The 25,171-nt window shown below is 47.3% G+C and carries 27 protein-coding genes and 1 pseudogene; 16 read left to right on the forward strand and 12 right to left on the reverse strand.

Features of this window, described 5'->3' with window-relative positions; all coding sequences use genetic code 11:
• Positions 1 to 85: 85 nt before the first annotated feature.
• The 4 genes from FBF61_RS02205 to FBF61_RS02220 form a co-directional block, all read right to left on the reverse strand.
• Positions 86 to 652, reverse strand: coding sequence for a DUF4256 domain-containing protein (locus tag FBF61_RS02205; protein ID WP_138475526.1), 567 nt, complete (start codon positions 650 to 652; stop codon positions 86 to 88).
• A 202-nt stretch (positions 653 to 854) separates the two neighbouring features.
• The gene (locus FBF61_RS02210) at positions 855 to 1,235 is read right to left on the reverse strand and encodes a DoxX family protein (RefSeq protein ID WP_138475527.1); all 381 of its coding nucleotides are present in this window, start codon (positions 1,233 to 1,235) and stop codon (positions 855 to 857) included.
• Between the two features lie 6 nt (positions 1,236 to 1,241).
• Complete coding sequence (locus tag FBF61_RS02215; protein WP_138475528.1) at positions 1,242 to 1,709, reverse strand: SRPBCC family protein; 468 nt, start codon at positions 1,707 to 1,709, stop codon at positions 1,242 to 1,244.
• Between the two features lie 43 nt (positions 1,710 to 1,752).
• Positions 1,753 to 2,103, reverse strand: coding sequence for an ArsR/SmtB family transcription factor (locus FBF61_RS02220; RefSeq protein WP_138475529.1), 351 nt, complete (start codon positions 2,101 to 2,103; stop codon positions 1,753 to 1,755).
• Between the two features lie 194 nt (positions 2,104 to 2,297).
• On the opposite strand from FBF61_RS02220, the gene FBF61_RS02225 reads away from it, so the two are divergent.
• From FBF61_RS02225 to FBF61_RS02235, 3 genes are all read left to right on the forward strand, one after another.
• Positions 2,298 to 2,594 carry a hypothetical protein gene (locus FBF61_RS02225; protein WP_138475530.1) on the forward strand — a complete coding sequence of 99 codons (297 nt, stop codon included), beginning with the start codon at positions 2,298 to 2,300 and terminating at the stop codon, positions 2,592 to 2,594.
• 140 nt (positions 2,595 to 2,734) lie between these two features.
• Positions 2,735 to 3,028: a hypothetical protein gene (locus FBF61_RS02230; protein ID WP_138475531.1), complete on the forward strand. Its 294-nt coding sequence runs from the start codon at positions 2,735 to 2,737 to the stop codon at positions 3,026 to 3,028.
• Between the two features lie 303 nt (positions 3,029 to 3,331).
• Positions 3,332 to 4,060 carry a hypothetical protein gene (locus tag FBF61_RS02235; RefSeq protein ID WP_138475532.1) on the forward strand — a complete coding sequence of 243 codons (729 nt, stop codon included), beginning with the start codon at positions 3,332 to 3,334 and terminating at the stop codon, positions 4,058 to 4,060.
• Positions 4,061 to 4,192: 132 nt separating this feature from the next.
• Here the strand turns inward: FBF61_RS02235 and FBF61_RS02240 are convergent, their stop codons facing one another.
• The 4 genes from FBF61_RS02240 to FBF61_RS02255 all read right to left on the reverse strand — a co-directional run bounded on the left by FBF61_RS02240 (position 4,193) and on the right by FBF61_RS02255 (position 8,113).
• A complete protein-coding gene (locus FBF61_RS02240; protein ID WP_138475533.1) occupies positions 4,193 to 5,629 on the reverse strand; it encodes a hypothetical protein in 1,437 nt (478 codons plus the stop codon).
• Complete coding sequence (locus FBF61_RS02245) at positions 5,613 to 6,152, reverse strand: RNA polymerase sigma factor (RefSeq protein WP_138475534.1); 540 nt, start codon at positions 6,150 to 6,152, stop codon at positions 5,613 to 5,615. The genes FBF61_RS02240 and FBF61_RS02245 overlap by 17 nt, the downstream gene beginning before the upstream one ends.
• Positions 6,153 to 6,209: 57 nt before the next feature.
• Complete coding sequence (locus FBF61_RS02250) at positions 6,210 to 6,980, reverse strand: hypothetical protein (RefSeq protein WP_138475535.1); 771 nt, start codon at positions 6,978 to 6,980, stop codon at positions 6,210 to 6,212.
• Positions 6,981 to 7,129: 149 nt separating this feature from the next.
• Positions 7,130 to 8,113: a ScyD/ScyE family protein gene (locus tag FBF61_RS02255; protein WP_138475536.1), complete on the reverse strand. Its 984-nt coding sequence runs from the start codon at positions 8,111 to 8,113 to the stop codon at positions 7,130 to 7,132.
• 359 nt (positions 8,114 to 8,472) lie between these two features.
• Between FBF61_RS02255 and FBF61_RS02260 the strand changes: the two genes are divergently transcribed.
• Genes FBF61_RS02260 through FBF61_RS02275 form a run of 4 tightly spaced genes read left to right on the forward strand, consistent with a single transcriptional unit; the run spans position 8,473 to position 11,886 of the window.
• Positions 8,473 to 9,387 (forward strand): ABC transporter ATP-binding protein, encoded by a 915-nt coding sequence (locus FBF61_RS02260; protein ID WP_138475537.1) that lies wholly within the window; start codon positions 8,473 to 8,475, stop codon positions 9,385 to 9,387.
• The gene (locus tag FBF61_RS02265) at positions 9,384 to 10,157 is read left to right on the forward strand and encodes an ABC transporter permease (RefSeq protein WP_138475538.1); all 774 of its coding nucleotides are present in this window, start codon (positions 9,384 to 9,386) and stop codon (positions 10,155 to 10,157) included. The genes FBF61_RS02260 and FBF61_RS02265 overlap by 4 nt, the downstream gene beginning before the upstream one ends.
• Before the next feature lie 20 nt (positions 10,158 to 10,177).
• The gene (locus FBF61_RS02270) at positions 10,178 to 11,206 is read left to right on the forward strand and encodes a sensor histidine kinase (protein WP_138475539.1); all 1,029 of its coding nucleotides are present in this window, start codon (positions 10,178 to 10,180) and stop codon (positions 11,204 to 11,206) included.
• Entirely contained in the window at positions 11,203 to 11,886 is a 684-nt protein-coding gene (locus tag FBF61_RS02275; RefSeq protein ID WP_138475540.1) for a LytR/AlgR family response regulator transcription factor, read from the forward strand. Before FBF61_RS02270 ends, FBF61_RS02275 begins: the two co-directional genes overlap by 4 nt.
• A gap of 4 nt (positions 11,887 to 11,890) precedes the next feature.
• Here FBF61_RS02275 and FBF61_RS02280 read toward each other — a convergent pair whose 3' ends face one another.
• Positions 11,891 to 14,410 (reverse strand): phosphocholine-specific phospholipase C, encoded by a 2,520-nt coding sequence (locus FBF61_RS02280; protein WP_138475541.1) that lies wholly within the window; start codon positions 14,408 to 14,410, stop codon positions 11,891 to 11,893.
• A gap of 354 nt (positions 14,411 to 14,764) precedes the next feature.
• Here FBF61_RS02280 and FBF61_RS02285 point away from each other — a divergent pair, with 354 nt between their 5' ends.
• From FBF61_RS02285 to FBF61_RS02320, 8 genes are read left to right on the forward strand one after another with little or no spacing between them, the layout of a single operon-like run.
• Positions 14,765 to 15,238 (forward strand): hypothetical protein, encoded by a 474-nt coding sequence (locus tag FBF61_RS02285; RefSeq protein ID WP_138475542.1) that lies wholly within the window; start codon positions 14,765 to 14,767, stop codon positions 15,236 to 15,238.
• Between the two features lie 46 nt (positions 15,239 to 15,284).
• Positions 15,285 to 16,085, forward strand: coding sequence for a hypothetical protein (locus FBF61_RS02290; protein WP_138475543.1), 801 nt, complete (start codon positions 15,285 to 15,287; stop codon positions 16,083 to 16,085).
• Entirely contained in the window at positions 16,075 to 16,770 is a 696-nt protein-coding gene (locus FBF61_RS02295) for a hypothetical protein (RefSeq protein ID WP_138475544.1), read from the forward strand. The genes FBF61_RS02290 and FBF61_RS02295 overlap by 11 nt, the downstream gene beginning before the upstream one ends.
• A 6-nt stretch (positions 16,771 to 16,776) precedes the next feature.
• Positions 16,777 to 17,406 (forward strand): hypothetical protein, encoded by a 630-nt coding sequence (locus tag FBF61_RS02300; RefSeq protein WP_138475545.1) that lies wholly within the window; start codon positions 16,777 to 16,779, stop codon positions 17,404 to 17,406.
• Between the two features lie 15 nt (positions 17,407 to 17,421).
• Entirely contained in the window at positions 17,422 to 18,129 is a 708-nt protein-coding gene (locus FBF61_RS02305; protein WP_138475546.1) for a hypothetical protein, read from the forward strand.
• Between the two features lie 12 nt (positions 18,130 to 18,141).
• Entirely contained in the window at positions 18,142 to 18,813 is a 672-nt protein-coding gene (locus FBF61_RS35245) for a polyprenyl synthetase family protein (protein ID WP_138475547.1), read from the forward strand.
• Positions 18,728 to 19,171, forward strand: coding sequence for a polyprenyl synthetase family protein (locus tag FBF61_RS35250; RefSeq protein ID WP_138475548.1), 444 nt, complete (start codon positions 18,728 to 18,730; stop codon positions 19,169 to 19,171). Before FBF61_RS35245 ends, FBF61_RS35250 begins: the two co-directional genes overlap by 86 nt.
• 3 nt (positions 19,172 to 19,174) lie before the next feature.
• Positions 19,175 to 20,638, forward strand: a complete 1,464-nt coding sequence (locus tag FBF61_RS02320; RefSeq protein WP_138475549.1) for an NAD(P)/FAD-dependent oxidoreductase — start codon at positions 19,175 to 19,177, stop codon at positions 20,636 to 20,638.
• A 279-nt stretch (positions 20,639 to 20,917) separates the two neighbouring features.
• Here FBF61_RS02320 and FBF61_RS02325 read toward each other — a convergent pair.
• Positions 20,918 to 21,373: pseudogene (locus tag FBF61_RS02325) on the reverse strand (Panacea domain-containing protein); the annotation flags it as partial.
• A 135-nt stretch (positions 21,374 to 21,508) separates the two neighbouring features.
• Positions 21,509 to 23,662, reverse strand: a complete 2,154-nt coding sequence (locus tag FBF61_RS02330; RefSeq protein WP_138475551.1) for an alpha/beta hydrolase family protein — start codon at positions 23,660 to 23,662, stop codon at positions 21,509 to 21,511.
• A gap of 276 nt (positions 23,663 to 23,938) precedes the next feature.
• Between FBF61_RS02330 and FBF61_RS02335 the strand changes: the two genes are divergently transcribed.
• Positions 23,939 to 24,403 (forward strand): hypothetical protein, encoded by a 465-nt coding sequence (locus tag FBF61_RS02335; protein WP_138475552.1) that lies wholly within the window; start codon positions 23,939 to 23,941, stop codon positions 24,401 to 24,403.
• A 6-nt stretch (positions 24,404 to 24,409) separates the two neighbouring features.
• On the opposite strand, the gene FBF61_RS02340 is transcribed toward FBF61_RS02335, so the two are convergent.
• Positions 24,410 to 25,123 carry an MBL fold metallo-hydrolase gene (locus FBF61_RS02340; RefSeq protein ID WP_138475553.1) on the reverse strand — a complete coding sequence of 238 codons (714 nt, stop codon included), beginning with the start codon at positions 25,121 to 25,123 and terminating at the stop codon, positions 24,410 to 24,412.
• Positions 25,124 to 25,171 lie beyond the last annotated feature (48 nt).

Here is a 25,171-nt window from a genome sequence, read left to right on the forward strand (position 1 = left end):
CCAATTCAGTGTTCCAAAGGCGGTGTCACCATCCAGTTCCTGCGCGGAAATGTCGGTGATACTGCCTTTCTTTTTGTTTCAAAATTCAGACTTTAAGCGAGCCACGGAAACCCCTGGCCGCATAGTAGGAGTCGGCACCGTTATGGTAAATAAAAACCCGTCCGAAACGTTGGTCGCCAAAGATCGCCCCCCCGAGTTTTCTGACGTTGGCAGGCGTTTTCAACCAACTCGACGTTTTCAGATCGAAATCTCCAAGGGTTTGCAGCTCCTGATATTCTTCTTCGGTCAAAAGTTCTATACCCATCTCAGCGGCCATATCCATGGCCGTGTTTTCCGGCTTATTTGCTTTCCGTGATTCCCACGCCTGGCGATCGTAGCAAAGACTTCTGCGATCTTTGGGGGTTTCCGTTGAACAATCATAAAAAATATATTCGCCGGTCTTCTGATCAAACCCGACCACATCCGGTTCGCCTCCGGTTGTCTCCATTTCATCGAGTACCCATAGTTTTTCAGGTTTCGATTCCAGCCTTGCCTGTACCTTCGCCCATTCAAGTCCCTGATGCCGTTTCATGTTTTTCTCAAAACGGGCTTTTAAGGTTTGGAGCAGTTCTTCATTTTGTTCTGCGGATAATTCTTTTTTACTGGTTTTCATGGTGTTTTGAGTTTAAAATTAATTTTTGATTTATTTCTATTTTCGGGAAGATCGGGCTTATCACCAAGTTCGGAAGTTGGGCGTAGTTTTCAACTACCTCCGAGTGTAATCGGTCGCCGACCGAAAAAAAATTCAATTAACTTACTTAAAATCCTCTGCCTTGTTAAAACGCGGCCTGTGGCAGCGTGACACTCCGAGGTAGCTATAAGCTACGCCGAACATTCCGAGACTCCGGCCTGAAATACCAGGATACCACCGTCAGAACGATCAACAATACCGGCCCAAAATATTCTTTCGCCCCGTCGCCGACCGCCAGGTGTGAAAATACAGCGCCCGACATGACAAAAAAGAAACCCGCATAAGCCCATTCTTTTACCAGGGGAAACTTAGGAACGAGGATTGCTACTACACCCAGGATTTTCCATACACCGATTATTGTGAGAATATAAACCGGATAACCCAAATGTTTCATCATCGTTACCTCTTCATCCATTTTGATTAATTGCACGATCCCGGTAGACGTCATTCCCAGTGAAAGCCACACGGTAGCGATCCAATAGATAATCTTATTTCTCTTTGTCATGACCTGTTATTTTAGTTTGGTTACAATCTCCTGTAGTCGGTTGTGCGCCATATTAATGCCCTGGGTAAACGGTAATTTCAGCATTTGATCTCTGAGCTCCACAGATTTATACACGATTTGCATTGTCAGCTTGCTGGTATCTTCGGTCAGTTTTTCAAATTCCAGAAATTCCAGCTGAACGGCAAAGGGCGTATTCTCCATTTCAAATGTCCGCGTGATTTTCCGGTTCGGGACAAATTCAGGAATTACGCCATTCATCCGGAGCACTACATTCCCCTTCGGATCGGACGTTTCAAACTCATAAGCCCCGTGCTTCCTGTTTTCAAGTTTCAGCACCTTCGTTCCCATCCATTGCGCGACAATTTCAGGGTCTTCATAGGCTTTAAAAAGTAATTCAAGAGGCAAATCAAATTCGCGCGTGACGACTATTTCCTGCTTGCCGGTTTCCGCGCTGACCTTTGTTTTTCGTTCCATATTATTCTGTTTTATTAGTAGCCTTGTTATTCCCTCCTGCCTGCTAATCACTGTCACGCTGAGCGGCAGTCGAAGCACCAGGTTTATAATTCTTCATGATCGCTTCCAGCTTGTTAAACCTGTCGTCCCACATGTCCCGGAAAGGTTCGATGAAGTCTGCTACTTCTTTCATTTTTTTTGCATTGAGATGATAGTAAACTTCCCTGCCGTTCTGCTCTTGTTTCAGTAATTCACATTCCGTGAGTATTTGCAGATGCTTGGAAACAGTCGGCCTCGCCGTGTCAAAGTTGGAAGCTATCGCTCCCGCGGTCAGTGATTGCGAAGCAACCAACAGAAGTATCGCCCTTCTCGTCGGGTCCGCTATGGCTTGAAATACATCTCGTCTTAAATTCATTGCGTAGTTATTTGACTACAAATATATATGTAGCCAAATAACTACGCAAATTTTTATATGATTTTTTGTATGGTTTTTTGCGTTTCGCCATGTACAGCCGCTAATATTAAGAAATCAACAATTATGCTTTGCAGTCCTTACAGCCTCCTTTTTCATTGATAACTTTGTGGCCAATAAGAATTGAATGAAACAAAATGGCTTACGAAAAGTATATTACCCTGGACTCCGGAAGAGAGATAAAACTGATCATTGAAGGGTCGTTCAACCCAACAAAGAGTGGAATAGTCACGGAAATGGAAGTTTTAATAAAAGACCCGAAAGAAGAACATTTTCATCCACCCATCGAGATCAGCCACCCAAAGTACTGGAAACTGAAAAACATGCTCCCTGAGCAATCAAAACAGCTTCAGATCAAATACAGCGGCATCCCTGACAAGCAGATCCGAAAAGCACTGAGGGAATTTGAAAAAGCATTCGCAACCTTTGCCTGACAAACCGGCAAACAACATTGATTTTCACTCCTATTGCATTATTTTAAATTATTAATAATGAGCACATTATAAAACTTAATATTATATATGCATAATCATATCCTAGATTTGCATAAGTATTTTATACGTATACAAATGTTATGAAAGGGAAGAAAAAAGAACTGGCGAATCAGATTGCCGCAGCGGTGGGTAATACGCTGAATGAATCCGGAGAGTTGTCGAAAACGGTTAAAAAGGCAGTTGAAAAAGCCGCAAAAAAACTGGCTGATAAACTTAAAAAAATTGAAATAAAGGCTGACAAGAAACTAAAAACTGCTGCGAAAGAAAAAAAGCCGGTAGTAGAGGTAAAACAAAAAGAGCCTAAAAAATCAAAAAATGAAGACGGTTTGAAATCGACCGCCGTTTCTGAAAGCGAAATGCTGGCCGCAAATTAAGAGCCAGAAACCCTCGCTTCTTGCCTTGTCTGCTTTCGGAGACTCATATAGCAACCGGTCTGCAGCTATGATCTTGAACTCCGGGCAAAAAAGTTACCAGGAAAGAAAACTCATTAAAATCTCGATCGCGATCGGTCCACTCCTACCATTGTGGGCCGAAGCGGTTGGGATTCTCGTCGATTCCATGATCTGACCGTTTATAAATATGGTCGGATTTAATTTAATTTTATTCCGGTTACAACGCTTTATCTTCTGATAATGTCACTGGATTTGTAAAAGTCCATTTTCATAAACCGGAAAAAGATGAAAAGAACGCTATACAATTCCGCATGGATGCTTTTGCTGGTTTTGGTATTCAGTTGTAGCAAAAAGAACACTGAAGTCGACGGCAAAGAGGGTTTCTCGCTGTACTGGCACCATGAAGTTTTCGGAGATAACAGGCATTTACTGCTCGCTTTCACACAAAATGAGGCGCTCCGTCGCAATTATGATCTGCATTTCGAGTATAAGATCGATAACAAGGAGATCACCGTCAGGCTTGTGGGTGCTACCGACAGGGGCGAGTGCCCTAAATTCCCGATGCCATCGGGGACTGCGGATCCCGACTTATGCAACTCTGACGGCGTCATACGCATTCCGGATGTAGAATTGCCCGCGGGTAATTATACTTTAAAACTGGTTACGCACAAGATGATGGCGGTGTCTCAACTAACCGTTACCACCGAAAAAATCTCCCTGAACATCCCTTCCAACTCCCTGCTAAGCAGCCAAATCCAGGAAGTATTTCCGATCCCCGCGAATATCCTGTTCGGGAGCATTCATTACACAGGAGCACACAATGAAAAATTTGCCAAAAACCTGATCAATGACCTGTCATTACTCGGACTAAACCCTGCCGAAGTAACAGATCATCCCTACCGCCACCTCGACGTCAAAACTAAGGTGCATTTATCACAGGAATCCTGGCAAAATGGGGAGCATTGTATCACGCTTCTTTATGCTATGACCAAAAAATTTCAGGCAGATCGTTGACATTGTTCAAAAACACTACTTACTGTCCGATCATCAGCTGAAATTAGGTCTGTACAGCAGCAACGGCGATCAGGCATTGTTGTGGGGTGGCAATGGCGACGTTATTGTTTATGCCAAATAAATTATAGCCCGTCACTTAATCCGGTAACGCAGTAAAACCTGCCCGTTCAAGGTTCTCAAAGATGTTTGGGTCAACGACAGATCGGTCAGGGGAATTACCAGATTAACCCCGAGCTGAAATCTTCCGGGCGTAAATGTCAGTCCGGTTTTAAAAGCAAAAAGACTGGTATGGATAAATTCTCCGATCTCTTTTTTCCTGACCGAAACCAGCGGGCCCGAATACACTTCACTTGCATGGTTTTGAAAATCTTCCCGAAACAACGCACTGCGTAAAGCACTATAACCAAATCCCGCCGAAAGCATACCCAGCGGGCTGAAATGGTAATTATATTGTACAGAAACATTAAAACCTGCTGCCTTCACGAGCTTTGTCTGCCGGTAACTCAGAGTAGAATCATTACCCGGAATCGAATCCTGCCTGATTTGTTTAAATCCTGCAAAATAAGGCTGATGAGCCAAAAGACTAAGCGTAACCGACTGATTTTTACCAACGCCCTTATTCAGCCACAATCCAGGAATCGCCAAAAGATACGGCCTGCTGACACTATCCGTTCCCGCAAAAATGTACTGCGTATTTCTGAACGACGAAGCCGCATTCCATTCCAGGCCAAAATGCAGCGTGCTGAGAAATGATTGAAAAGGGTTCAGCAATTTCTCTGTTTTTACCTGCTCACCCGGATTTGCCGCCTGACTGTTTATCCTTATTGTGTTTCCTAACGCAGAGAAACGGAAAGATTTTGGTTGAAGCAAATGCATGTCCCCAGCCCACCTGGTATCAGCCGTGTTTGCAATGCCTACCGCTTTTCCAGCAGCAGCTGCCTTCTCACTTTCAAAAGTCTTCGCCACCAAAAATGCCTCCCCCCCTTCCTCCATCCTCCCTACTCCCCTTCCTCCCTTTCTTCCCTTTCCTCCTTCCTCCCTCCCTGCAACATCTTTCGAAATATCTCCGTCTGCCTTGCCGTTTCGAGCCCGCGAAATAGCCGGTTTGCCCCTCTCAAAACCAGGCCTTGCTGCTCCGCCGCCGATAAGCTTTGTTTCTTTTCCGTCATTGATCTGAGGTAACGATCCGGCATCATTCTCCGCATTTTCGGTTGTACTAGATTGCTGTATTTTCTTTCCAGCATTTCCGGCGGCCGTTTTGGCCAAACCATGTTGCGCTGATTTATCCCTGCTCGAAGATTTTACATTACTTAATTCCGTTATTTTTCGCTCATCGCCAGACTTAGGATACAACAACCACACTACCAATATAATACCTGTCAAACTTATCAAAGCAGCGATGATTTTCAGTGTATGGTTCCCTTTGCTACCAGAAGACTTTCCATCAAGCATACCATTCATTTCCGCCCACGCATCGTCCGCGCTGACCTCCGGCTCGGGTAACGGGCCGTTAAGGTATTTCTGCAAATGAATGTCTTTCTTCTTCACAATATCAAAGGGACTTTTCAAAAATGATTTTCAACTTATTGCGGCTTTCGCTCAGATGCCATTTGATCGTGCCTTCGCTGATCGTCAGCGCTTCCGCTATTTCTTTGACCGAAAATCCGTCGAGGTAAAAAAGACTGCAAACCCGGCGTGTGGCCAGCGGCAGTTCATTGAGATAAAGGTCAATATCCTTATAGGCCAGTTGCTGAAACGGGTTCTCCGAAGCTTCAAAAACCATATTCTCATTAATTTCTTCGTAATCAAAAGATTTTGATTTTCTGTTCCTGAGCAAAGTCAGCGCTTCATTCCTGACGGTAGTATACATCCAGTTAAAGAATTCCCCTTTCGCGGGATCATACAGTTCGATATTTTTAAAAACCTTCATCATACCGTTGTTCACCGCCGTCAGGATCTCATGTTTATCCTCAAAAAAATTCCGGCACAGGGCAAAGAGGACCGGATAAAACTGACGGTACAGTTTTTCCTGGCTTTGTCGCTCTTTCCGCCGGCAGCCGGCTAGTATGTCCTGTAATTTCTCCGGGCTCATGCATTAAATGCCGGCAACGTTGAACACTTGCCGGCATCTTTTCGGGTAAGTTGCAATTTATAACGACTTCGTGGTCAGAATTACGCCGTCTGTGTGCGGCCAGTTAAAATTATATTTTGTACCCGTCCGCTTAAACGACCCACTATATGTTTTCCCGCCAAAAATAATGACCAGGTTATATTCTTTGTTGTCTTCAACCGGGCCGCTCAGATAAATCGGGCCTCCTGATTTAGAACTCTCTATGGTACAGCCCGCCGGATTGTTTACACTCTTGAAATCCAGTGTGAAAGTGCCTTCCCTCTCTTCCCTTGCATAAAGTAAGTGATTGCCGACGCATTTGTAAGTGTTTTTTGTTTCCGAAGAAAATTCCAGGTGAAAAGCCGAATCGGCCAGCGTGATCGGCGTAAGGCTCAGTACATCCCCCTCCGAAATCGGTTGCTGTGTGGCGACATTATCATCTCCGCCCTGTTGGTTCACAACGACATCCACTGAAACGGAAACTGATTCATTGGAAATACTATCGGTGGCTGTAACCGTATAATTGCCGGTTTCAGGAAAAACGACCGAAACGATCGTGTCATTTTTAATCAGCGTAACATCCTTATCCGGTGCCGCACTCCATTTAAAATTTCCTGCAAGCAAACCATTGGAAACGGTAAAAATAACCGATTCGCCCTGCTTGATTTCCGTCCGGCTGGCGACATGTATCGCTTCAAGTTTCGGGTTGTTCACACTTTCAGATATACTCTCGACGTCTTTTCTTTCACAAGCTGCCAGTTGCAAAAGACCCAGTAAAATCGTCAGGGCTACCCATTTGTTGTTTTTCATGACCATGTTAGTAAAAGTTTAAGTGATGGACGTGATATGTTCAGCGTCAATAAAATAAACTGCAACCTTGGGTACCGGGGTTGGGTCGGCCACAAAAAAATCCCCGGAAGACGAAATTCCGGGGATTTTTTTTATCGTTTTTTGAACGCTTAGTACGTCAGTTTCTTGATCGTTCCGTCCCCAAAACAAAGGAGGTAAAACTCCCTTTCGCCCGTACGGATGATGTCGGTCGGGTGCATCTGCAGATCCAGGAGCGTGTGGCCACTTTCGTCAACCACTTTTCCGGTGGATGGCGCGAAGCCCATGGAGAAATCGCCAAATTGCAGAGCCAGAACTTTGTTGCCAGCCGTCAGCACAAGATGTGTCAGGTTCGTGTAACCCCATTTGTAGTCGTTCACATTCCCGAATTGATCAACTTTAAAAATCTTGGCAGCTCCCGCAGCAAACGGAAAACCGCTCAAAGTACTCACGAACAGACTGGTACCATCATATACGATTCCGGTAGGTACCGCGTCTCCGCCACCTATGGATGGTATTTTTGCAAAAAGGCTCAGCTCTCCGTTGGACTGTTCTCGTTTGATGATTGCGTTGGAACCTGCATCCGTAATATACAAATGTCCGCCGGGCCCGAATTCGATATCAAATGCGTTCGAATTCAGAGGATCAGTTAGCCCAAGGCTGCGTACATATGTGCCAATGTCCTCCACAGCGAAATCGGCCAGGGTGAGTTCAGGATCTCCGTTTTCAAATTGGTTAACATTGGTCATATACAGCTTTCCGCTGATCCCATGGAGTACATAAATCCTTCCGTCTTTATAGGTAAGGTGGCTGACACCCTCCACAGCCTCAGGGCCTCCAATGGAAGGCAGGCCGGAGAAAACAGTCGTTTTCGTTCCGTCCGGCGCAATCATGACAATGCTTGCATCGTCTGCACCCGTACCGGCGTTGGTGACGAACAGCCGTCCCCTGTCATCCATCACGATACCGATCGGGTTTTGCAGACCGGAAACAAATGGAGAGGCAACCAGTGCGGTAGGCTCATTATTAGGCTCTGGGTCCGGGATCACGTGATCGGTAATACAACCGGCAACAAAAAACGTTAAGGTGGTAAGTAAAATAAGCGGTCTTTTCATAGAGAAACAGATTTGTTAAGAAGATAGGTATAGTATTAAAGATGCTTGGAAATTCAAGTAAACAAAACTATTGATTCGCTTCAAAACACGGGTATTAACCGACGCGATTTTGTCAAACTTCTTACTCAACGGTAAATAATAAGCACGAAGTAATTCTATAACCAAAAAGCCGGTGCGCCCCATTCTTTACTGATCGATGGACGTGCTAAACTTTCACATGTCAAAGTGTTAGAACGCGATTTCCGCACTGGCAGGATCAACCGGAGATTTTGCAGAGATATCCGCCGAGTTCGCATAATAAAACGAATTCTTTCCTGGTGCGCTGGTAGTTTCAGGCAGTAATCAAACTGCGCAAAACAATGAACATTCTTGAAACCCATCACCTCTCGCACCAGTTTCCGTCGGGTGAAAAGGCTGTCAGGGACCTTAATTTGAGGGTTCCGTCAGAAAGCATTTACGGCTTCCTCGGTGCAAACGGTGCCGGAAAAACAACCTCACTGAGACTGGTGCTGGGCCTTCTGAAAAAACAAAGTGGCGAGGTTACGATTTTTGGTAAACCCTTCGACCAAAACCGCGTAGCTGTGCTCAGCAAACTGGGATCACTTATCGAGAGCCCTTCTGTATACGGTCATTTGACAGCCGTCGAAAATCTGAAATTGTTTCAGAAAATCTATCGGTGCCCGACGAGCCGGATTGGTGATGTGCTGGCAATGGTGGGGTTGACGGGCACCGGAAACAAACCTGCAGGCCGGTTTTCGCTGGGAATGAAACAACGCCTGGGCATCGCCATAGCCATGCTCCACAACCCGGAACTCCTCATTCTGGACGAGCCTACCAACGGGCTGGACCCCAACGGCATCATCGAAATAAGGGAGCTGCTCCGGACACTCAACCGCGAACAGGGGCTTTCCATACTGATATCCAGCCATTTGCTTTCAGAGATAGAAAAACTCGTGACACATGTCGGTATCATTCACCAGGGAACACTGATGTTCCAGGGCACTTTTGAGGAGCTGATGAATAAAAAACGGCAAACCGCCCGGGTCGTTGTCGAAACCGGCGATATGTCAAAAGCATTGGAAACGCTTACCGCCGGAGCGTGGAAGCCAACGCCGGCCGGTGAAGGGATCATTGTTCCCTTTTCATCCCGGTCAGATATTGCGAGGATCAATCAGCAGCTGGTTGCAGCTGATATTGAAGTATATGCGATCAGGAATGTTAGCCGGGACCTGGAAACGGTATTTATGGATTTAATCAAAACCCCCTCAGCATGACGCAGCTCATCAACAGTTTCCAAAGCGAATGGATCAAAAAAAGACGGAGCTCGGCAGCCTGGCTTACGATCTCCGGTGCATTTTTAATCCCCGCAATCTTGACGACGAAACGGGTCATCCAGTCGGAGACACTTGCAGCAGCGAACTCTTCCCCGAAGATCTGGCGCCTGCTTTACGGGCAGAACTGGCAGTTCATGTCTGTTTTCCTGCTGCCGATGGGTATCATCCTCGCCGCCAGCCTCATAGCCCAGATCGAATACCGCAACAACGCCTGGAAACAGGTGCACACAACGCCTCAGAGCCTGACAACCATTTTCCTGGCGAAGTTCGGCGTTACTGTCATTATGCTGGTCGAATTTTTTCTGCTGTTCAATGTCGGGATATGTCTGACCGGCATCGTACCTGCGATGCTTTTTCAGGATGTCCCTTTTCCAACCAGCGATTTCCCTTTTGTTCCATTTTTACAGGGCAATTCCAAGTTTTTCGTGTATTGTCTGCCGATCCTTTCGTTTCAGTACCTGCTGAGCATTCACATCAGGAATTTCATGGTACCGATCGGAATCGGTTTTGCATTACTGGTCGCATCGCTGATCGCGGTATCATGGAAATACGGCTATTTGATCCCCTACACTTATTGTTCGATGCAATTCCTGATCCATGACAACCGCATTGATCCCAGCGTCAATATCCTGTTTTGGTCGACGGGCTATTTCCTTTTCTTTACAATATTGAATTATGTCCTTTATCTTACCAAAAGAAACAAGGGCTAGTACCGGAAACCGCTTTAAAAATGCCGAAATCAATCAAAACCCTTTTACAGATCGGCTACTGGCTGCTTTATTTATTGCTACTGCTTACGCTCATTTTTCTCCAGACTTCTTTTTTTCAGAAAAAACCCGATTTCCCCGGCTGGCTGCGGATCATGACCGGCTTTGCGATTGTACCTGGCATGATCGGTTTCTATGGATTTTATCTTTTCCTTTTTCCCAGATATCTCAAAACCAAAAAGTTTTTCCAGCTGCTGGTTTCCGCTGTCCTGGTGTCAATGGGCGCAGCAATCGTTGGGATGGCCGTACTTGCAATATTGATCAATACCAAATTCCTGACCAACGACCGTTATGCTGTTTTCATCATCGGCGGCATGCTTACTTTCATTGCATTTGTAAACGGCACGATCGGCCTCATCATCAGGGGTTTCATTTCATGGTTCGACGATTTTAAAATCAGGGAGGAACTCCACAGCCGTAACAACGAGATGGAACTGGCCCTGATCAAATCCCGGATCGATCCGCATTTTCTTTTCAACACGATCAACAACATTGATATACTCATAGAAAAGGAAAGCAGTAAGGCTTCCTCATACCTGAATAAATTATCAGATATCATGCGGTTTATGCTGTACGAAACCAAAACAGACCGTATCCCCCTGACCAAAGAACTGGATTACATTGAAAAATACATTGCCCTGCAAAAAATCCGGACAAGCAATGCTGAGGCAATCCGTTATGCTGTCGAAGGTTTGCCGGCTAACCGGATGATCGCGCCTATGCTTTTCATTCCTTTCATTGAAAATGCTTTCAAACACACCGCGATCAAAACCAAAAATTCCGTTTGCATACATTTGTCTGTACTTGCGGCTGAGATCGTTTTTGTCTGTGAAAACCGGCTTGAAGAACCCGTGAACCCGGATATACAGCATGGCGGGCTTGGCAAACCGCTCATCGAAAAGCGCCTGGAACTGCTGTATCCGGGCAAACATCAACTGACAACTACGGCTGACAACCAAACCTACAAGGTTATACTGACCATTTACGCATGAAAATAACTTGTATCATTGTCGAGGATGAGCCCCTGGCTTTGGAACGTGCCACCGAATATGTGCTGCGCCTGCCTTTGCTGAACCTACTGGCTACTTTTGATAACGCCCTGGATGCTTTTTCTTTTCTGACATCCAGCCCGGTGGACCTCATCCTTCTGGATATCAATCTCGGCGCACTTTCGGGGGTACAGCTTCTGGAATCGACCCGGATAAATAGCAGCGTCATTATCACCACGGCGTATCAGGAGTATGCGCTGAAAGGTTTTGACCTGAACGTAACAGATTATCTTCTGAAACCCTACACCTTTGAACGGTTCCTTCTCGCGGTGGATAAGGTGAAAATCCGGCTGACGCCGGAAGAAAAGAAATTTATTTTCGTAAAAACAGAAAACCGCCTGGAGAAGATCAACCTGAACGAAATACTGTACATTGAAGGCATGCGCGATTACCGGAGGATACATACCCTTCACAAAAAGATCATGACCTTACAAACTTTCACCGACCTCGAAAAACTCATTCCGCCGCACGTCATTGCCCGTGTGCACAAATCCTATATGGTTTCGATCGAGAAGATCGAAACCATCGAAAAGGAGGCAATAAGGATCAATAACGTATATATACCGATCTCAGCCACTTATAAAAGTCAGTTGTTTGATCTGCTGAAAAGTAATATGGGCTGAACCCTTAACCTGCCATCAAAGGATCGGTCACACTTTCAAAACCCGTCTCAACATGCCCGGCGAAACGTTTTACTACCCCGCTTGGGCCGATCTGCACGTTGAAATCATACCAATTGTAACTTTTGGCAAGCGACACAACGGGGCGTGTCACACCCGGCGCGACCGTCAGTTCCATGGTTTTTTGCTGATACGAATTATCGGCGATAATAACAGTCTGCCCTGTTTCCCCCTGGTTGTTGATCAGTAATTGCATATCTCCGGTCGGCTTGCCCTTTTTATCCAGCGCATAGGAACAATGCACCTGAACATGCGTATCACTTCCACTTCCCGAAAACTCCCTGAAAAATCCGTTGGGGCCATACACCCGCAAATGGTATTTTCCTCCCTCAAAATCGGAAAGATTCCAACTTTCGGTAAGCTTGTCACCCGCCCGCACCGCATAGTTCCATACTTTCAGCTCTTCTTGCTGATATTTGTTCATGGCGTAAATGATAAACGGAGCGCCCGCCGACTTTTTGCCGAACAGCTTATTTCCTGCCTCCATGCTGATGGTAAAAGTGCGCTTGTCGGCAGACAGGTTTCCTGCAACGTATAGCTCATACGGTAAGGCGCACGATGGCCGCGTTCCGGGTTCCTGCCTGGGCAGAAGGTCTGCTCCCCTGCTTTCATTGACCTGTGCAATTTCGCTGGCCGAAAACGCTTTGAAGTTGGCGGGTGCTTCCCTGAACTTTGCCTTGTGGATAGCAGCGACAATTTCATCCCGGTTCACGGGTGTCGGCTTTTTATAGGCGGAAGCGTCATAAGGTTGAAAAACCGTGCTGATATTGCCGCATATCGTCCGGCGCCACTCCGTAATATTCGTTTCCCTGACTGCTTTTTTCGATTTGTGACTTGCAAATTCTTCCAGGAACTGAATGATAGAAGTATGGTCAAAAACCTGCGAGCAGACCTTTCCTCCCCGCGACCACGGCGACGCAATAACCAGCGGAACCCTGAACCCCAGTCCGATGGCACCAGCCCGGGCATTGGCTTTGGGAACCTGCGTGTGGTCCTGTTCCAGGGTCACATACTCCGCTTTGATATCGATCCCGTCGGACACTTTTCCTGAATTGGTATCAAAAGGATTCGGTATCGAAAATGGCGGCACGTGATCGTAATAGCCGTCGTTTTCGTCATAACATAAAATAAAGATCGTTTTCTTCCACACTTCAGGGTTTTTGGTCTGGATATCCAGCGTTTCGGACACGTACCAGGCGCCGTACCAGGGAGCAGACGGATGATCGGAAAAATTCTGCGGGGCAGCCAGGTAGGACACTGCCGGCAATTTCCCTTCATTCACATCCTTTCTGAACTGGTAAAATATGTCGCTTTTCGGTACCTCCAGTGTCCTTTTTTCTCCGGCATCTTCATAAGATATGGTACTCAGTTTAAGATAGTCCGGATCGTTGCGATTAGTGATAAATGCGCGTCTGTGGATATTTTGCTCCGTTACCGAAAGCTTTTTAAAATTTTCCGCGGTATACTCGGCGGCATCCGCCTCGTATCTTTCCAGCAGGGCTGTTTTGGTTTCCAGAGATTTTGTCAGCTGGTCTTTTTCCGCACCTGCCGCTATACTTACCTTGTTTCTCAGGCCGGGCAGTTCCGCTTTCAGTTTTTCTATTTCAATTTTGATAAAATGAATGTATTCCTTCGAAAATTTGGCATGGTACTGCGCATAACGTTCCAGCGGATTACATCCGAAATTGCCCAGCCAGGAGCCGCCTACCGGGTTATCGGCCGGGTTGAACTGCATGACCGCGCTGATTTCGTTCTGATAAAAACCCCACGAAATACCTGCTTCTTCCAATCTTTCCGGAAAAGTTTTCCACTTAACCGGCTTATTGACAGAAAAATAACTATTGCGAACCACTGCCAGCGAATCAATGCTCGGCTTGTCGCGGATGGTTCCCGACCACAAATAGTACCGGTTGGGGTGCGTGGGCGTCATGGAAGAACAGAAATTCTGGTCGCAGACCGTGAATGCATCGGCCAGGGCATAATAAAACGGGATATCCTCCCGGTCGTAATAACCCAGCGTGAGCGGCATGTCCGAGTATTCCTTGTGACTTGATTTTTTGGAAGATAGCCATTTGTCGTATTTGCCCCCATTGTAAGCATCCACCTGAGACTCGCGGGAGTGCGGCAGGTCGTGCATCCAGGTTGCTTTGGTATCCTTGATATTGAGCCGGAAAGGCGCATACGTATCATCTTTCGGGTCAGTTTGCAGCCAGACTTTATTTTTATTGGGTAAAGAAATGGCGCGCGGATCGTTGAAGCCGCGTACACCCTGCAACTTTCCGTAAGTATGGTCAAACGAGCGGTTTTCCTGCATCAGGATCACCACATGTTCTGCATCCAGATAAGTGGTACCCGGAGCAGGATTGATCGCCATAGCCCTTTGCACCGACTCAGGTAACAGCGCCATCATGCCCGCGCCGCCGGATAACAGTGCCGCTTTTCGTAAAAATTCTCGTCTTGAATCCATTGGTACCGGGTTTAGTTTAATGCGTTCTGATCCCTTTTGAGAGATCTAATCACAAGATTTTCCGGCGGCAAACTTACTGATGATTTTGTATCTTAAATCATTAACAAAATGTTAAGAAAAATGTCTTGCCCCAGCTGACGGAAAGATATCCGCATCAGTTTCCGGAAAGAGAAAAGGCAGCTACCGTTAAATTAATTTTCTTATAATGTATTGGTTATTATCATGTTATAACCTATATTACATCACACAAGTAGATTTGAGAGAAGTACAAAAGTTGCCTGACAATCGTTTTGCAGTCCTGCGAAACTGAACCATACATTGTTAAACACCTGTAACGCCCAAATGTACTAAACCATGAGCGCCCCAACCATTCCCCAAAACTACAGCCACACCATTATCCCCGACGGAGGAGCTTTTGAAATCGATTCGACGCTCGACGGCGGGTTCGATGCCAAGCTGTCCGGCTCTTTCGGGGCTGTTCACTCCGGAAGCCTGGAAACCAAAGTCAGCGGCCGGCTGGAAACCGACAGTGTGCTGAAACTAAAAGGCGACAAGGATGAACCAGTAGCGACCGACAGCAAAATCGAGATCATGAACCTGCCGCGGTTTACGCTTCAGGATATTAAGGACATGATGAAGGTGCGGGTGCGGATACCCAATTACTCCAATGTATGTTTCAAAGTGCTGGGTGTGGAACTGTTCAGCGTATGCATGAGCGGTGAAGGCCAGGTCATCACCGAACCCTACATCCCCAATGCGGCAGAACGCTGTGAAACAGGTTGCTGCGAACCTGATACCCGCCCTTTCCCGGAGCCTAAACATCAGTAAGATGTGTGTTTGTTAAGGTGATTTTTCCAAAATAAACTTTGTGAAGATGGTGACTATCAATGCGGACGCATCTCATGAAATGCTGGATGTCGGAACCGAAGAAATCATTCTGAACGGACCTCCTTCCGATCTGAGGGGGCATATCCACCTGGGAAACAAAAGCGGGGATACATTCAGGATCAAAACCCTTGCCTTGGAATACCTGAACAGGCGGAACAATTTCCTGGGCAGCGGAGCCCCGCTCCACTTTTCGTGCAGACTTCGGCCCGGCGAAGAAAAGATACAGGGCGTATCCCATAAGCTGCCTCCCGACACCCGGCCCGGTACCTATGCCAGTGAACTGATCATCGGTGGAGAAAGGCGATCCGTAAAAATTGTCGTTCAGCCGCATATTGACGTAAAGATCTACCCCGTCAGGTTCAGCTTTCAGGGTAGCAATCCCGACAGGACTCATACCGCAGCAATTACGATCACCAATCTTGGCAATGTTCCTTTTCAGATCCCGCAGATCAAACATGCTACTGTGCTGGATATGGATTTCCTGTGCCGGGCTACTTCCCTGGCGATCCGGGACAAAGGAGCCGAAGGTTATATGCCCATGATGGACCAGCTGACGAAGAATATCCAGAAAGATATGGCGGGCTGGCTTTCGATCAGTCTGGAAGAAAGCGGCCAGGTTCTCAGTCCCGGCAAAAGCCTTGTCGCAAATTTAACGATAACGCTGCCCGCAGATATTGACCCGAAAAAGGATTACAGCGGGGATATCCGGCTCTGGGACCAGAGTATATCCTATGTTATCAAATCGCATACTGATGATTCACAAACAAATGATCTTCATGGAAACTAAGTCCGACAACTCTGCGAACCTGCCGCAAATGATCGCCGACAACCTTCAGAAACTGACCGACGTTTCCCTCTCGGCCATGCAGCCAATGATGGAGGGGATGATAGGCAATATCTCAGCTTTAAGCCAATCCATGCTGGCTGGTGACAGTCCGCTTATGAAAATCCCCACACTAAAATTCCAGGGCGACGACTGCTGCCCGCCCAAGAATACCTGTCCGCCGCATTGTATCCTCAGCATTTCCCGCAATGCGCTGGCTGGCGAGCGTATCATTGTACCGTTTTTCGTAAAAAATACCTGCAGTCATGCCAGAACATTCCGCATAGGCGTGCGGGATCTGAAAGACAGCGACGGAAACATGGCACCGGCCCAGCCAACTTTGAACAAATATTCCGTAACATTGGAACCCGCACAAAGTGAACGGGTTATGATGACGATCGACCTGGCCAATTTCGCCAGTGGCCTTACTTATGCTACCGAAATCGTGCTGAGAGAAAAAGATATCAACCAGAATATATGTTTTACACTTACCACAAACGGCGATAAAAACCTGCCTGTGGCAGCACCCCTCGATGAGCAGAAATACCATCTCCGCTGGCAGGACTGGAAAAGTCATTTTTACTGCGAACCGCCGGTTGCAAAACCGCAGACACATGCGGTGGCGACAGGCGAAAACATTCATTCATAACTCCACATGATGAGCGACACAAAACCATCCCTGATGAAGGACATTGAAGAACTGGTCACCAGATCGATGGAAGCTAACAAGATTTTCATTACCGAAAGTCCCAAATTATTCAGGCAGCTGAGCGGCATTGGCAAGAGCGGTCAGGCGAGCGGGCGGACGGAAGTGATCAGCAACATTTTTAATGCTTATATGAAACTGGGCGTACGGCACATGCACGATATGATCGACCTCGGGCTTTCACTTCTGACGGAGATCTCGGCCGATGCAGCCGAAAACGGGGATGAAGCTGTTACGGAAAAGCCGGAACCTGCGTTTACACTAAGCGGTTCGGCGATTGCGGGCGGAAAAGTATCTCTCCAGTTTATCCTGGACAATGAAAAAAAGGAATCCGTATCATGCCAGCTGGTCAACAGTGATTACTATCACCAGGCCGACCCGGCTGTTACCAAAATTTTCAAAACTGTGTTTTCCCCTCAGTCTTTTATATTAAATCCAGGTGCATCCCAGACCGTAAAAATCGATGTTGGCATCCCGAAAACTGCCATCCCGGGAAACTACACATGTGAAGTCCAGGTACGGGGGTTTGAGCCGGCCTATTTCGCGATACAACTTTCCATTGACCCGATACGGTCTTAACCCGCAATCTCCCGTATGGCGACAAGCAAAGCGAACGGCGCTGACCAGCATCAGAAAAGAAAGAAAACGCCCAAGGATGATTTGTTCAATTCGCTGAACCCGAATGAAATGCTGTCGAGTGCCCAGCGCGTGCTCAGCTCGGCGGTAAATGTGCTGGAAGAGGAAATTGCAGCGGGTATTCTGGCAGCCAAAAAAATTGAGAAAAAGATCATAGACGTTGAGGATATCCGGAGCGACCCCGACGATCTGATGAACCGGATCCGGCGGGATACCCACGAGGCACTGGACATTTTCCTCGACGCGCTTACTGCCATCACCCGGCAGGTGAGCGTTCTCTCCGACAGCATTACCAAAGAAAATAAAACGAAAGTAAAGGAGGAGCCCGTGAAAACGACTACCTCCATTTCTGTCATACAAACTGAAAAACCCCTGAAACCCTCACAGACCGGCATTTTATACATGTCTGTGGAAGGTGATTTAACCATAGGGCCGGTAACGATAAACCTGCGGAAAACCGATCTGACCGGGCCGGGCGGACAAAAGATCCCGGCCAAAAATATGATGTGCAGACCTGCGTCATTTTCCCTGAACCCCGGAGAAGTAAAGGAAGTGGCGATCCACGTGAAAGCACCCGCAACCTGCCTGCCGGGACGTTACAAGGGACTGTTATGTGATGATCAAAATTCTGATATACAAACAGTTATTAGCATTGAAGTAATCTAGATCTGATTCATTATGTCGGAATTGCTCATGCGTTCTATGCTGGAAGAATACGGTTCCATTGTAAAAAAGGGTATCCGTCATTTTATCCCGGACAAGGAGCCGCGCAAATACCTGTACGATCTCATCGCCGATTATCCCAACCGGGGCGGCAAAGGTTTCAGGCCGGGCCTGTGCTTTGCCGCCTGCATTGCACACGGCGGCTGCATAGACCTGGCACTTTACCCTGCCATCACGCTTGAACTGCTGCATAACGCTTTCCTGGTTCATGATGACGTGGAAGATGAAAGCCTGTCGCGACGCAACAAACCCACCATGCATCAGTACAATAACCGCGCGATGGCGATCAATGTGGGCGACGCAATGAATGTTCTGGGCCTTGCGCCGCTCCTGAAAAACAAAGAAAAGATCGGCCCCAGGCTCGCGCTGGATATATGCATGGAAATCCAGCACATGGTCATCGAATGCGTAGAGGGGCAGGCACTTGAACTGGGCTGGCGGAAAGACAATGTCTGTAACCTCAATGAAGACGATTACCTGCGGATGATCCTGAAAAAAAACCTGCTGGTACACTTGCATCCATCCGATCCGCATTGGTGCGATGATCGGAAGCAGCGGCAAAGTGAATCCCGATATTTTCAACCGCATGGGGTATTTTATGGGTACTGCATTTCAGATCCAGGATGACATACTAAACCTTGTGGGCGAAGAAAGCAAGTATGGAAAAGAAATCGGCGGCGATATTATGGAGGGCAAAAGAACACTGATGCTGATCTACCTGATGAGCCATTGTAACAAAAAAGAACTCGCTTTGATCAGGGATTTTCTTGCCATACCCATTGCGGAAAGAAGCCTGGAAACTGCTGCGGCATTGTTTGAAATGATGAAAAAGTACGACAGTCTGAACTATGCACGTAACATTGCCAAGTTTATGGCGGGAGCTGCTTTGAAGGAATTTTACACCATTTTTTCCCGCCTCCCCGACACCCGCGACAAGGCATTTATCGAAAGCATTATCCTGTACATGATCAACCGCGATTACTGACAAATGATCACCATAAAGCCACGTTTCCAGTTTGATTGCGATGTATTGATTACCGGCGGCGGACCGGGTGGCAGCGCATTGGCATACCACCTCGCCCGGAAAGGCCACAAAGTGATCGTGGCAGAAGCTGAACAATTTCCGAGGGACAAGGTATGCGGCGACGGGGTAAGCCCGATCGCTATCTCCGAGCTGCACGCGATGGGCATTACCGGTACGGAAAAATTCCGACAGACGAACGAGATCAAAAAAGTCGGGTTATTTATACAAAATGACAAAGTGATCATCGACCTGTCCAAACCTGAACATTTGCTTTTTCATGCGCACATTATCCCGAGAATTGAGCTTGACCATTGGATATATGAAGCCGCCAAAAACGCCGGGGCGCAGTACTTTGAAAAATGCAGGGTAACAGATTATGTTGTGACTGACCAGGGTGTCAATGTCTCTCTGACGCAAGAAAAACGCAATTTTCAGATCAAAACCAAAGTGATCGTCGGCGCCGACGGTAGCAGCTCAACCATTGGGAGGAAAATGCGCGGGACCAAGCCGGGAGAAGAATTCCAGCTGCTCGGCCTGCGGGCCTATTATGAAAACGTCCATGGCCCTACTGACCGGGTAGATATTTATTTCAGCGGAGAAAGCTTTCCGGGGATTTACTGGCTTTTCCCCAAAGGACCCGACGGTGCCAATATCGGAATGGCGATGGTATCTGCCACGATCCCGCAAAACACCAGGCATATCAGCAAAATGCTGACGGAGCATATCGGTAACAATGCAGATATCAAAGAGCGGATCGGCCCGGGAAAGATCAGTGGAAAAATAGCCGGGTGGCCGCTGGTATTTTACAATTCGGAAAGCCGGATCACCGCAAACCGGGTACTGCTGGTGGGCGACGCAGCCGGACTGATCAACCCCCTCAGCGGCGATGGTATCCAATATGCGCTCCTCAGCGCCCGATGGGCATCGGAGACGCTGGATGCTGCAATCACAAGAAACGATTTTTCAGAGGCGCGGCTCAATACTTACCGCGAAAAGGTCGATCAAGAACTCGGCTTCGATTTCGCATTATCGAATATGCTGGTGCAATTTTCCCGGAACAAAACCCTTACCCCTGTCTGGATGAGCATTCTCCGGATCATGATCGCACGTTCCAAAGACGACCCCGCCTATGCCGATACAATTGCAGGTATTTTTGAAGGCACCTACCCTTCCCACCAGGCCCTGAATCTGCCGTTTATCCTGAAAACATTATTGCAGGGCGGAAAAGAAATGGCGGTGGCGCCGCTTTCGGAGCTATGGAACAATCCGGCAGGTTTTGCCAGAAGCAAGTCCGAACTTTCCGACACCGTCATGCAGTTTCTAAAAAACATCAAAAACGATCCAAAAGACCAGGCCCGCTGGCTCCTGAACGTAACCCGCAGCGGCATTTCGGTTGCGGGGCATATTTTGGGGAGTTTGGGGAGATGAAGACTGTAACTTTACATTAACCCGAACCTACGCTTGTCCGCAACCGAAATGGTAGTCGCAGAATAAAAAGAATGCAGTAGTTTAGTCAGTTCTGTTATGGTAAGTTTTCCTCGCACAATACCCGGATCATTCTGAATTTGAGACTTGATCGCCGTTATTTGCTTCGCCCGTACCCGTGAACAATCTGCATAACAATCACAGTCAAATAACTTTCGCCCGTCGGATTTCATTAAGATCTGTAACCGAGAAAGGACTGGGTTTCGGAGTATAAAACCTACCCTACAACGAGAAATATTCGCTGTTTTCAATTCCTTCTTCAATGTACCGGATGGTGTCCTCGTCTGCCCCGCCTGCACGTGCAATCTCTGAAACAGGCATTTGGCCATGCAAACTCGCGCCAGCCCAGGCGCTGTCGTGAGATAAATCCGTAAGGCCTTCAAAACTGACTGACCTGCAAACTTTTATGGCGTCGTCAAGACACTCCACTTCGGTTTCTGCAAGAAAATCCAGATCCGCCTTTTCCAGCGCTTTCAAATGGTAAGGCGGAACTGCCTCGATGTGGGAATGGACAAAATGAATAAACTGCTCGCTCAGCGGCAAACCGTTGTATTTGCCGCTTGCAATTTTGACAATATCATAAACCTTGGAAGGAACCGGGCCATAGCCCATTTTCATAAAATCATCGCCCAGTAGGGAGGCCCCATAGTCGACCAAATGCTTCTTTTCGGCAAAATAAAGTGTCTTAAAAACCTTGTGGTAGGTAGTCTGTTACGCCAAGGTTTTCAATCACGTACAGCAGTGCATTTACCGCCTTTTCTGAATTAAAATGATGTGTCTGCATAGTTATAGGTTATCATAAATATACAACATTTACTTCACCCAATCCACCACCGCCTCAAAAATCCCTTCTGCTTGCAACCCATTCACAATGCGAAAAACTTCCGGCTTGTTCTGTTTCAATGCCAGGTTGAAAACGGCTTCGCTACGCTCCTGTCCGATCTCCTTTTCGGTGGCTGAAACCGGATTGATCATCAACAAACTTTGGGACGAAAGCGTAGTGACAAGGTCAGGCAGGTCGTAAGCAGGTATCGCGCCTGGAACTGCGGAAAGGGCGAATTTCGGTTTGTAAAACTTCTCCTCGGTGATCGACTGGTAGGAAACCAGCGGGTTGATCAGAACCAGCTTTTTAAATGGATTATTAATCGTCGCGGCGTGCAACAGATCCGAGGTTAATGTGCCGGATGCAATTGCAGTGACAGGCGTATTTTGCGGGTTGGCATTTTTTACAAAATCAGACAGAATACCGATTTCCTCTGCCCGCACGGCTACGAGGTTTCTATGTGTCAGAATACCTGCGAACCATAGGTTCAGCGGAATATCGTCAATGATGGAGTCGCCTCCTTTGATGAATCCGCTGCCCAGCTCACCGACGCCGCTCAAATCGGGAACCACGACTTCAAACCCTTGACTTACCAATTGTTCCGCCATCCCGCCCTTTTGCGCGACCGCGGATTTTCCCCGTTCATCAAAATACAGGATCGTATTTCCGGTGGAAGTTTTTGGTTTCAACCACAGCACCGGCAGATAATAATCCCCGCTGCCTTTCACCAGGTATTTTTCAATAGCATAACCGGCCTTCTGTATCCTGCCGGAAAATACTACTTCTCTTTTTGCATCGGGCTTTTCATAGCCTGAAATAGAAATCACTCTTTCCCTAAGGTTCTTGTGATAATCCGCGCCGGTTTTCCTGTTTTGTTCTCTTTTTTCAGCCAGTCTTTCCGCGTACCTTTTGTTCAGGGAAAACATAGTTTCACTTTTCAGAAACGGAGCTACCTGACCGTCCGGCGTCACGTACAGTTCTTTATCCGTCAAAATTTCCACTTTCTGGTCTTCCGGACTGCCGGGATTACCGAGAAATTTCTGAAAAAATGCATAGGACGCCTCCCTGTTTTTGAGTGTGGAAGCATGTCCGGCATCGTCTTCTGTCAGCTGCATCTGATCCGGTTTTCCCAAAGTCTGATATGCTTTCCGCGCCTCCCCAAATGCATCCCGCGCACCCTGTATCGCAAAAATATCCCTGGTCGTCGCTACGATCAGCGCCGGTTTCGGTGCCCGCACTTCCAGAAAATCAGACATGTCTATGCCGTTTTCAATGCCATACATCAGGTTTTGCTCGGCATCCTGCGGACCGTTGGAACGGATCAGTTTATCAAAAGTGGTAATGTAACATTCCGGGGCGGCGGCCAGTATACGCTCATCCATTGCGGCAATGTAAGCACTTTGCGTCCCCCCGCCCGACCGGCCCGCTATACCGATCCGTGCCGGGTCAACTTCCTTCCGGGTGAGCAGGTAGTCCACGGTGCGGATACCGTCCCAGATAAAATAATTGGCCGGCGGCAGGCCAGACACAAACGACTGAACGCCTCCATAAGAATGCTCATTCACCGCGCCTTTTTTCAGCTCCGTTCCCGCATACTGGATCCGTTCACCCTGCCCGATCGGGTCGAATGCCAGGACGATAAAACCTTTTTTGACATAATTGAGCATAATATGCTGGTAGGCCTCTGCCCTGAAACCGTTTTCACTGTGTCCGCTGCAATAGATGATCGCCGGTGCTTTTTCCTGTCTTTGGTCGGGTATGAACATGGCCGCAGTCACATAGTAACCCGGACGGGATTCGTAATATAGTTTTTCAACCGTGTAACCTTCCTTTTTCAATGTTCCGGTGATGACGGGATTTAAAGATGTTTTTTCAGGAAAAGGGCCGACTGCTTTCATCAGCTTCGCCCGGACTTCCGCCTGTCTTTTTTGCCAGTCTGCCTTTGTCTTTAATTTTTCAATAACTGCTTTGCGTTTTTCAAGCTGGGAAAAGGCCCTGCTGCTGAGTTGTTTATAAAAAATGGAACCCGGTGTGCCTTCGTAATATTTCCAGTAGTCGTAAACCGAAAGCTCGTCCTGGGCAAAAACGACATTGGAAAAACCTAAAAAACAGCCGGTCAAAAGAAGCAATACATTGAATTTCATTCTATATTTCAATTTAGCGGGATAATCAGGGCAAGGATTTTGTGCAAATTTCGGATTGTCATCTATTCCCCGGCCGGAACAGGCGCCGGGTAGTTACAATATTGAAAAGTTGCAGGCGGGAACACTCTACTTTGCGTACACCATTTTCAAAAAAAACCTGCCGGATCAACGATTACCTGTCCAAAGTCATTTTTAAAAACCGGGAATAAACGCATCTTGGCCTGAATATTCATCATAAAATACCGTTCAGGGTATTTATAAAAACAACAAAAAATTATGAAAGTCCCGTACAATCAGCTGTTTTTGCTCGCGTCGGTCACACTATTTCTGGGATCCTGCAACTGGAGCCCCACGCAGAACTCGGCCATCAATACCAAAAAATCCGGCTCCGACAGTACATTTAATATCTGTTATTCCTCCGTGGTCAAAAAAGACACCGTGCTTTTGAATGCGCTGGTTTACGGGGACAGCATACGGGGAAGCCTGGGTTACAAGCTCTATGAAAAAGATCAGAACAACGGCTCCATACTCGGAACCATGCAAGGTGATACGCTCCGGGCAATGTACACTTTTGTTTCCGAAGGCACAGAGTCGGTGCGGGAAGTGGTATTTCTCAAAAAAGACACTTTGCTCGTTGAAGGCTATGGCGAACTGAAAGACGACAAAGGCAAAGTGGTTTTTGAAGATATAAAAAATATAAAGTTTAGCGGAATAGTGTTGCAAAAGGTACCTTGTAAATAAAGCCCTTCACCTCCACTGCATCAGAGCCGAATTCAGCGCCTCTTCGACCCTTATTCTGGGTTTGTGAAAATAGGTCAGACCGTGTCCCGGGATCATGATGTCCATGTCTACTTTGGCAAATTTTCTCAGGGATTGTATGTAAATGCTTTTGTTGAAGTCTATCGAACCGCTCCATCCGAAGTCGCCGCCGAGCAGCGTGCCGATCACGTCGCCGCTGAAAACGATATGTCTTCCTTCCCACTGCAACGAAAATGCGGTGCATCCCATACTATGTCCGGGGAGCTGCATCACGGTGAATTCCAGGCCCAGGATATCGATCTTTTGGCCGTCGGAAACGGTCTGGTCGACGGTGAAAGGTGTGAATGTTTTGTGGTACAAATAGCCGCAGCAGCGTTCATCGCCCGAGGCCACGGCGCTGGCCGTTTCGTCGCAGGCAATTAATTTTACGCCCCTTTGTTTCAGCAGATGGCCGCCGCCCGCATGATCGAAGTGTGCGTGAGTAAGCAGACAGTACCGGATATCTTCCGGGCGGAGGTCCCAATAGAGCATGTTATCGAAAATCTGGTCCAGCGTGTCGCCACAGCCGCAATCGACCATGATAAGGCCTTTATCGGTTTTGATAATGTATGAATTCCCATCGTTCCAGAGGGCTCCCTGGAGGTCAAAAGTGATACCATTCAGGTCGCCGCCCACCTGGAAAATGTTTTTTAAAAGCTGCATTGGGTAATTGGTCTGATATAGGGTTTGGTGTCAGAATAAAGCTGGGAA

Source organism: Dyadobacter bucti (assembly GCF_005869225.1).
In the GTDB taxonomy this organism is placed as follows: domain Bacteria; phylum Bacteroidota; class Bacteroidia; order Cytophagales; family Spirosomataceae; genus Dyadobacter; species Dyadobacter bucti.

What these genes read in the sequence shown, in the direction of transcription:
- FBF61_RS02230 (WP_138475531.1), top strand. Translation starts at nt 2,735, where the DNA reads ATGAAAGGGAAGAAAAAAGAACTGGCGAATCAGATTGCCGCAGCGGTG.
- FBF61_RS02260 (WP_138475537.1), top strand. Translation starts at nt 8,473, where the DNA reads ATGAACATTCTTGAAACCCATCACCTCTCGCACCAGTTTCCGTCGGGT.
- FBF61_RS02305 (WP_138475546.1), top strand. Translation starts at nt 17,422, where the DNA reads ATGGCGACAAGCAAAGCGAACGGCGCTGACCAGCATCAGAAAAGAAAG.
- FBF61_RS02335 (WP_138475552.1), top strand. Translation starts at nt 23,939, where the DNA reads ATGAAAGTCCCGTACAATCAGCTGTTTTTGCTCGCGTCGGTCACACTA.
- FBF61_RS02205 (WP_138475526.1), bottom strand. Translation starts at nt 652, where the DNA reads ATGAAAACCAGTAAAAAAGAATTATCCGCAGAACAAAATGAAGAACTG.
- FBF61_RS02215 (WP_138475528.1), bottom strand. Translation starts at nt 1,709, where the DNA reads ATGGAACGAAAAACAAAGGTCAGCGCGGAAACCGGCAAGCAGGAAATA.
- FBF61_RS02275 (WP_138475540.1), top strand. Translation starts at nt 11,203, where the DNA reads ATGAAAATAACTTGTATCATTGTCGAGGATGAGCCCCTGGCTTTGGAA.
- FBF61_RS35245 (WP_138475547.1), top strand. Translation starts at nt 18,142, where the DNA reads ATGTCGGAATTGCTCATGCGTTCTATGCTGGAAGAATACGGTTCCATT.
- FBF61_RS02295 (WP_138475544.1), top strand. Translation starts at nt 16,075, where the DNA reads ATGGAAACTAAGTCCGACAACTCTGCGAACCTGCCGCAAATGATCGCC.
- FBF61_RS02340 (WP_138475553.1), bottom strand. Translation starts at nt 25,123, where the DNA reads ATGCAGCTTTTAAAAAACATTTTCCAGGTGGGCGGCGACCTGAATGGT.
- FBF61_RS02300 (WP_138475545.1), top strand. Translation starts at nt 16,777, where the DNA reads ATGATGAGCGACACAAAACCATCCCTGATGAAGGACATTGAAGAACTG.
- FBF61_RS02235 (WP_138475532.1), top strand. Translation starts at nt 3,332, where the DNA reads ATGAAAAGAACGCTATACAATTCCGCATGGATGCTTTTGCTGGTTTTG.
- FBF61_RS02290 (WP_138475543.1), top strand. Translation starts at nt 15,285, where the DNA reads ATGGTGACTATCAATGCGGACGCATCTCATGAAATGCTGGATGTCGGA.
- FBF61_RS02220 (WP_138475529.1), bottom strand. Translation starts at nt 2,103, where the DNA reads ATGAATTTAAGACGAGATGTATTTCAAGCCATAGCGGACCCGACGAGA.
- FBF61_RS02225 (WP_138475530.1), top strand. Translation starts at nt 2,298, where the DNA reads ATGGCTTACGAAAAGTATATTACCCTGGACTCCGGAAGAGAGATAAAA.
- FBF61_RS02250 (WP_138475535.1), bottom strand. Translation starts at nt 6,980, where the DNA reads ATGAAAAACAACAAATGGGTAGCCCTGACGATTTTACTGGGTCTTTTG.
- FBF61_RS02210 (WP_138475527.1), bottom strand. Translation starts at nt 1,235, where the DNA reads ATGACAAAGAGAAATAAGATTATCTATTGGATCGCTACCGTGTGGCTT.
- FBF61_RS02270 (WP_138475539.1), top strand. Translation starts at nt 10,178, where the DNA reads ATGCCGAAATCAATCAAAACCCTTTTACAGATCGGCTACTGGCTGCTT.
- FBF61_RS02285 (WP_138475542.1), top strand. Translation starts at nt 14,765, where the DNA reads ATGAGCGCCCCAACCATTCCCCAAAACTACAGCCACACCATTATCCCC.
- FBF61_RS02245 (WP_138475534.1), bottom strand. Translation starts at nt 6,152, where the DNA reads ATGAGCCCGGAGAAATTACAGGACATACTAGCCGGCTGCCGGCGGAAA.
- FBF61_RS35250 (WP_138475548.1), top strand. Translation starts at nt 18,728, where the DNA reads ATGATCGGAAGCAGCGGCAAAGTGAATCCCGATATTTTCAACCGCATG.
- FBF61_RS02265 (WP_138475538.1), top strand. Translation starts at nt 9,384, where the DNA reads ATGACGCAGCTCATCAACAGTTTCCAAAGCGAATGGATCAAAAAAAGA.
- FBF61_RS02320 (WP_138475549.1), top strand. Translation starts at nt 19,175, where the DNA reads ATGATCACCATAAAGCCACGTTTCCAGTTTGATTGCGATGTATTGATT.
- FBF61_RS02280 (WP_138475541.1), bottom strand. Translation starts at nt 14,410, where the DNA reads ATGGATTCAAGACGAGAATTTTTACGAAAAGCGGCACTGTTATCCGGC.
- FBF61_RS02255 (WP_138475536.1), bottom strand. Translation starts at nt 8,113, where the DNA reads ATGAAAAGACCGCTTATTTTACTTACCACCTTAACGTTTTTTGTTGCC.
- FBF61_RS02330 (WP_138475551.1), bottom strand. Translation starts at nt 23,662, where the DNA reads ATGAAATTCAATGTATTGCTTCTTTTGACCGGCTGTTTTTTAGGTTTT.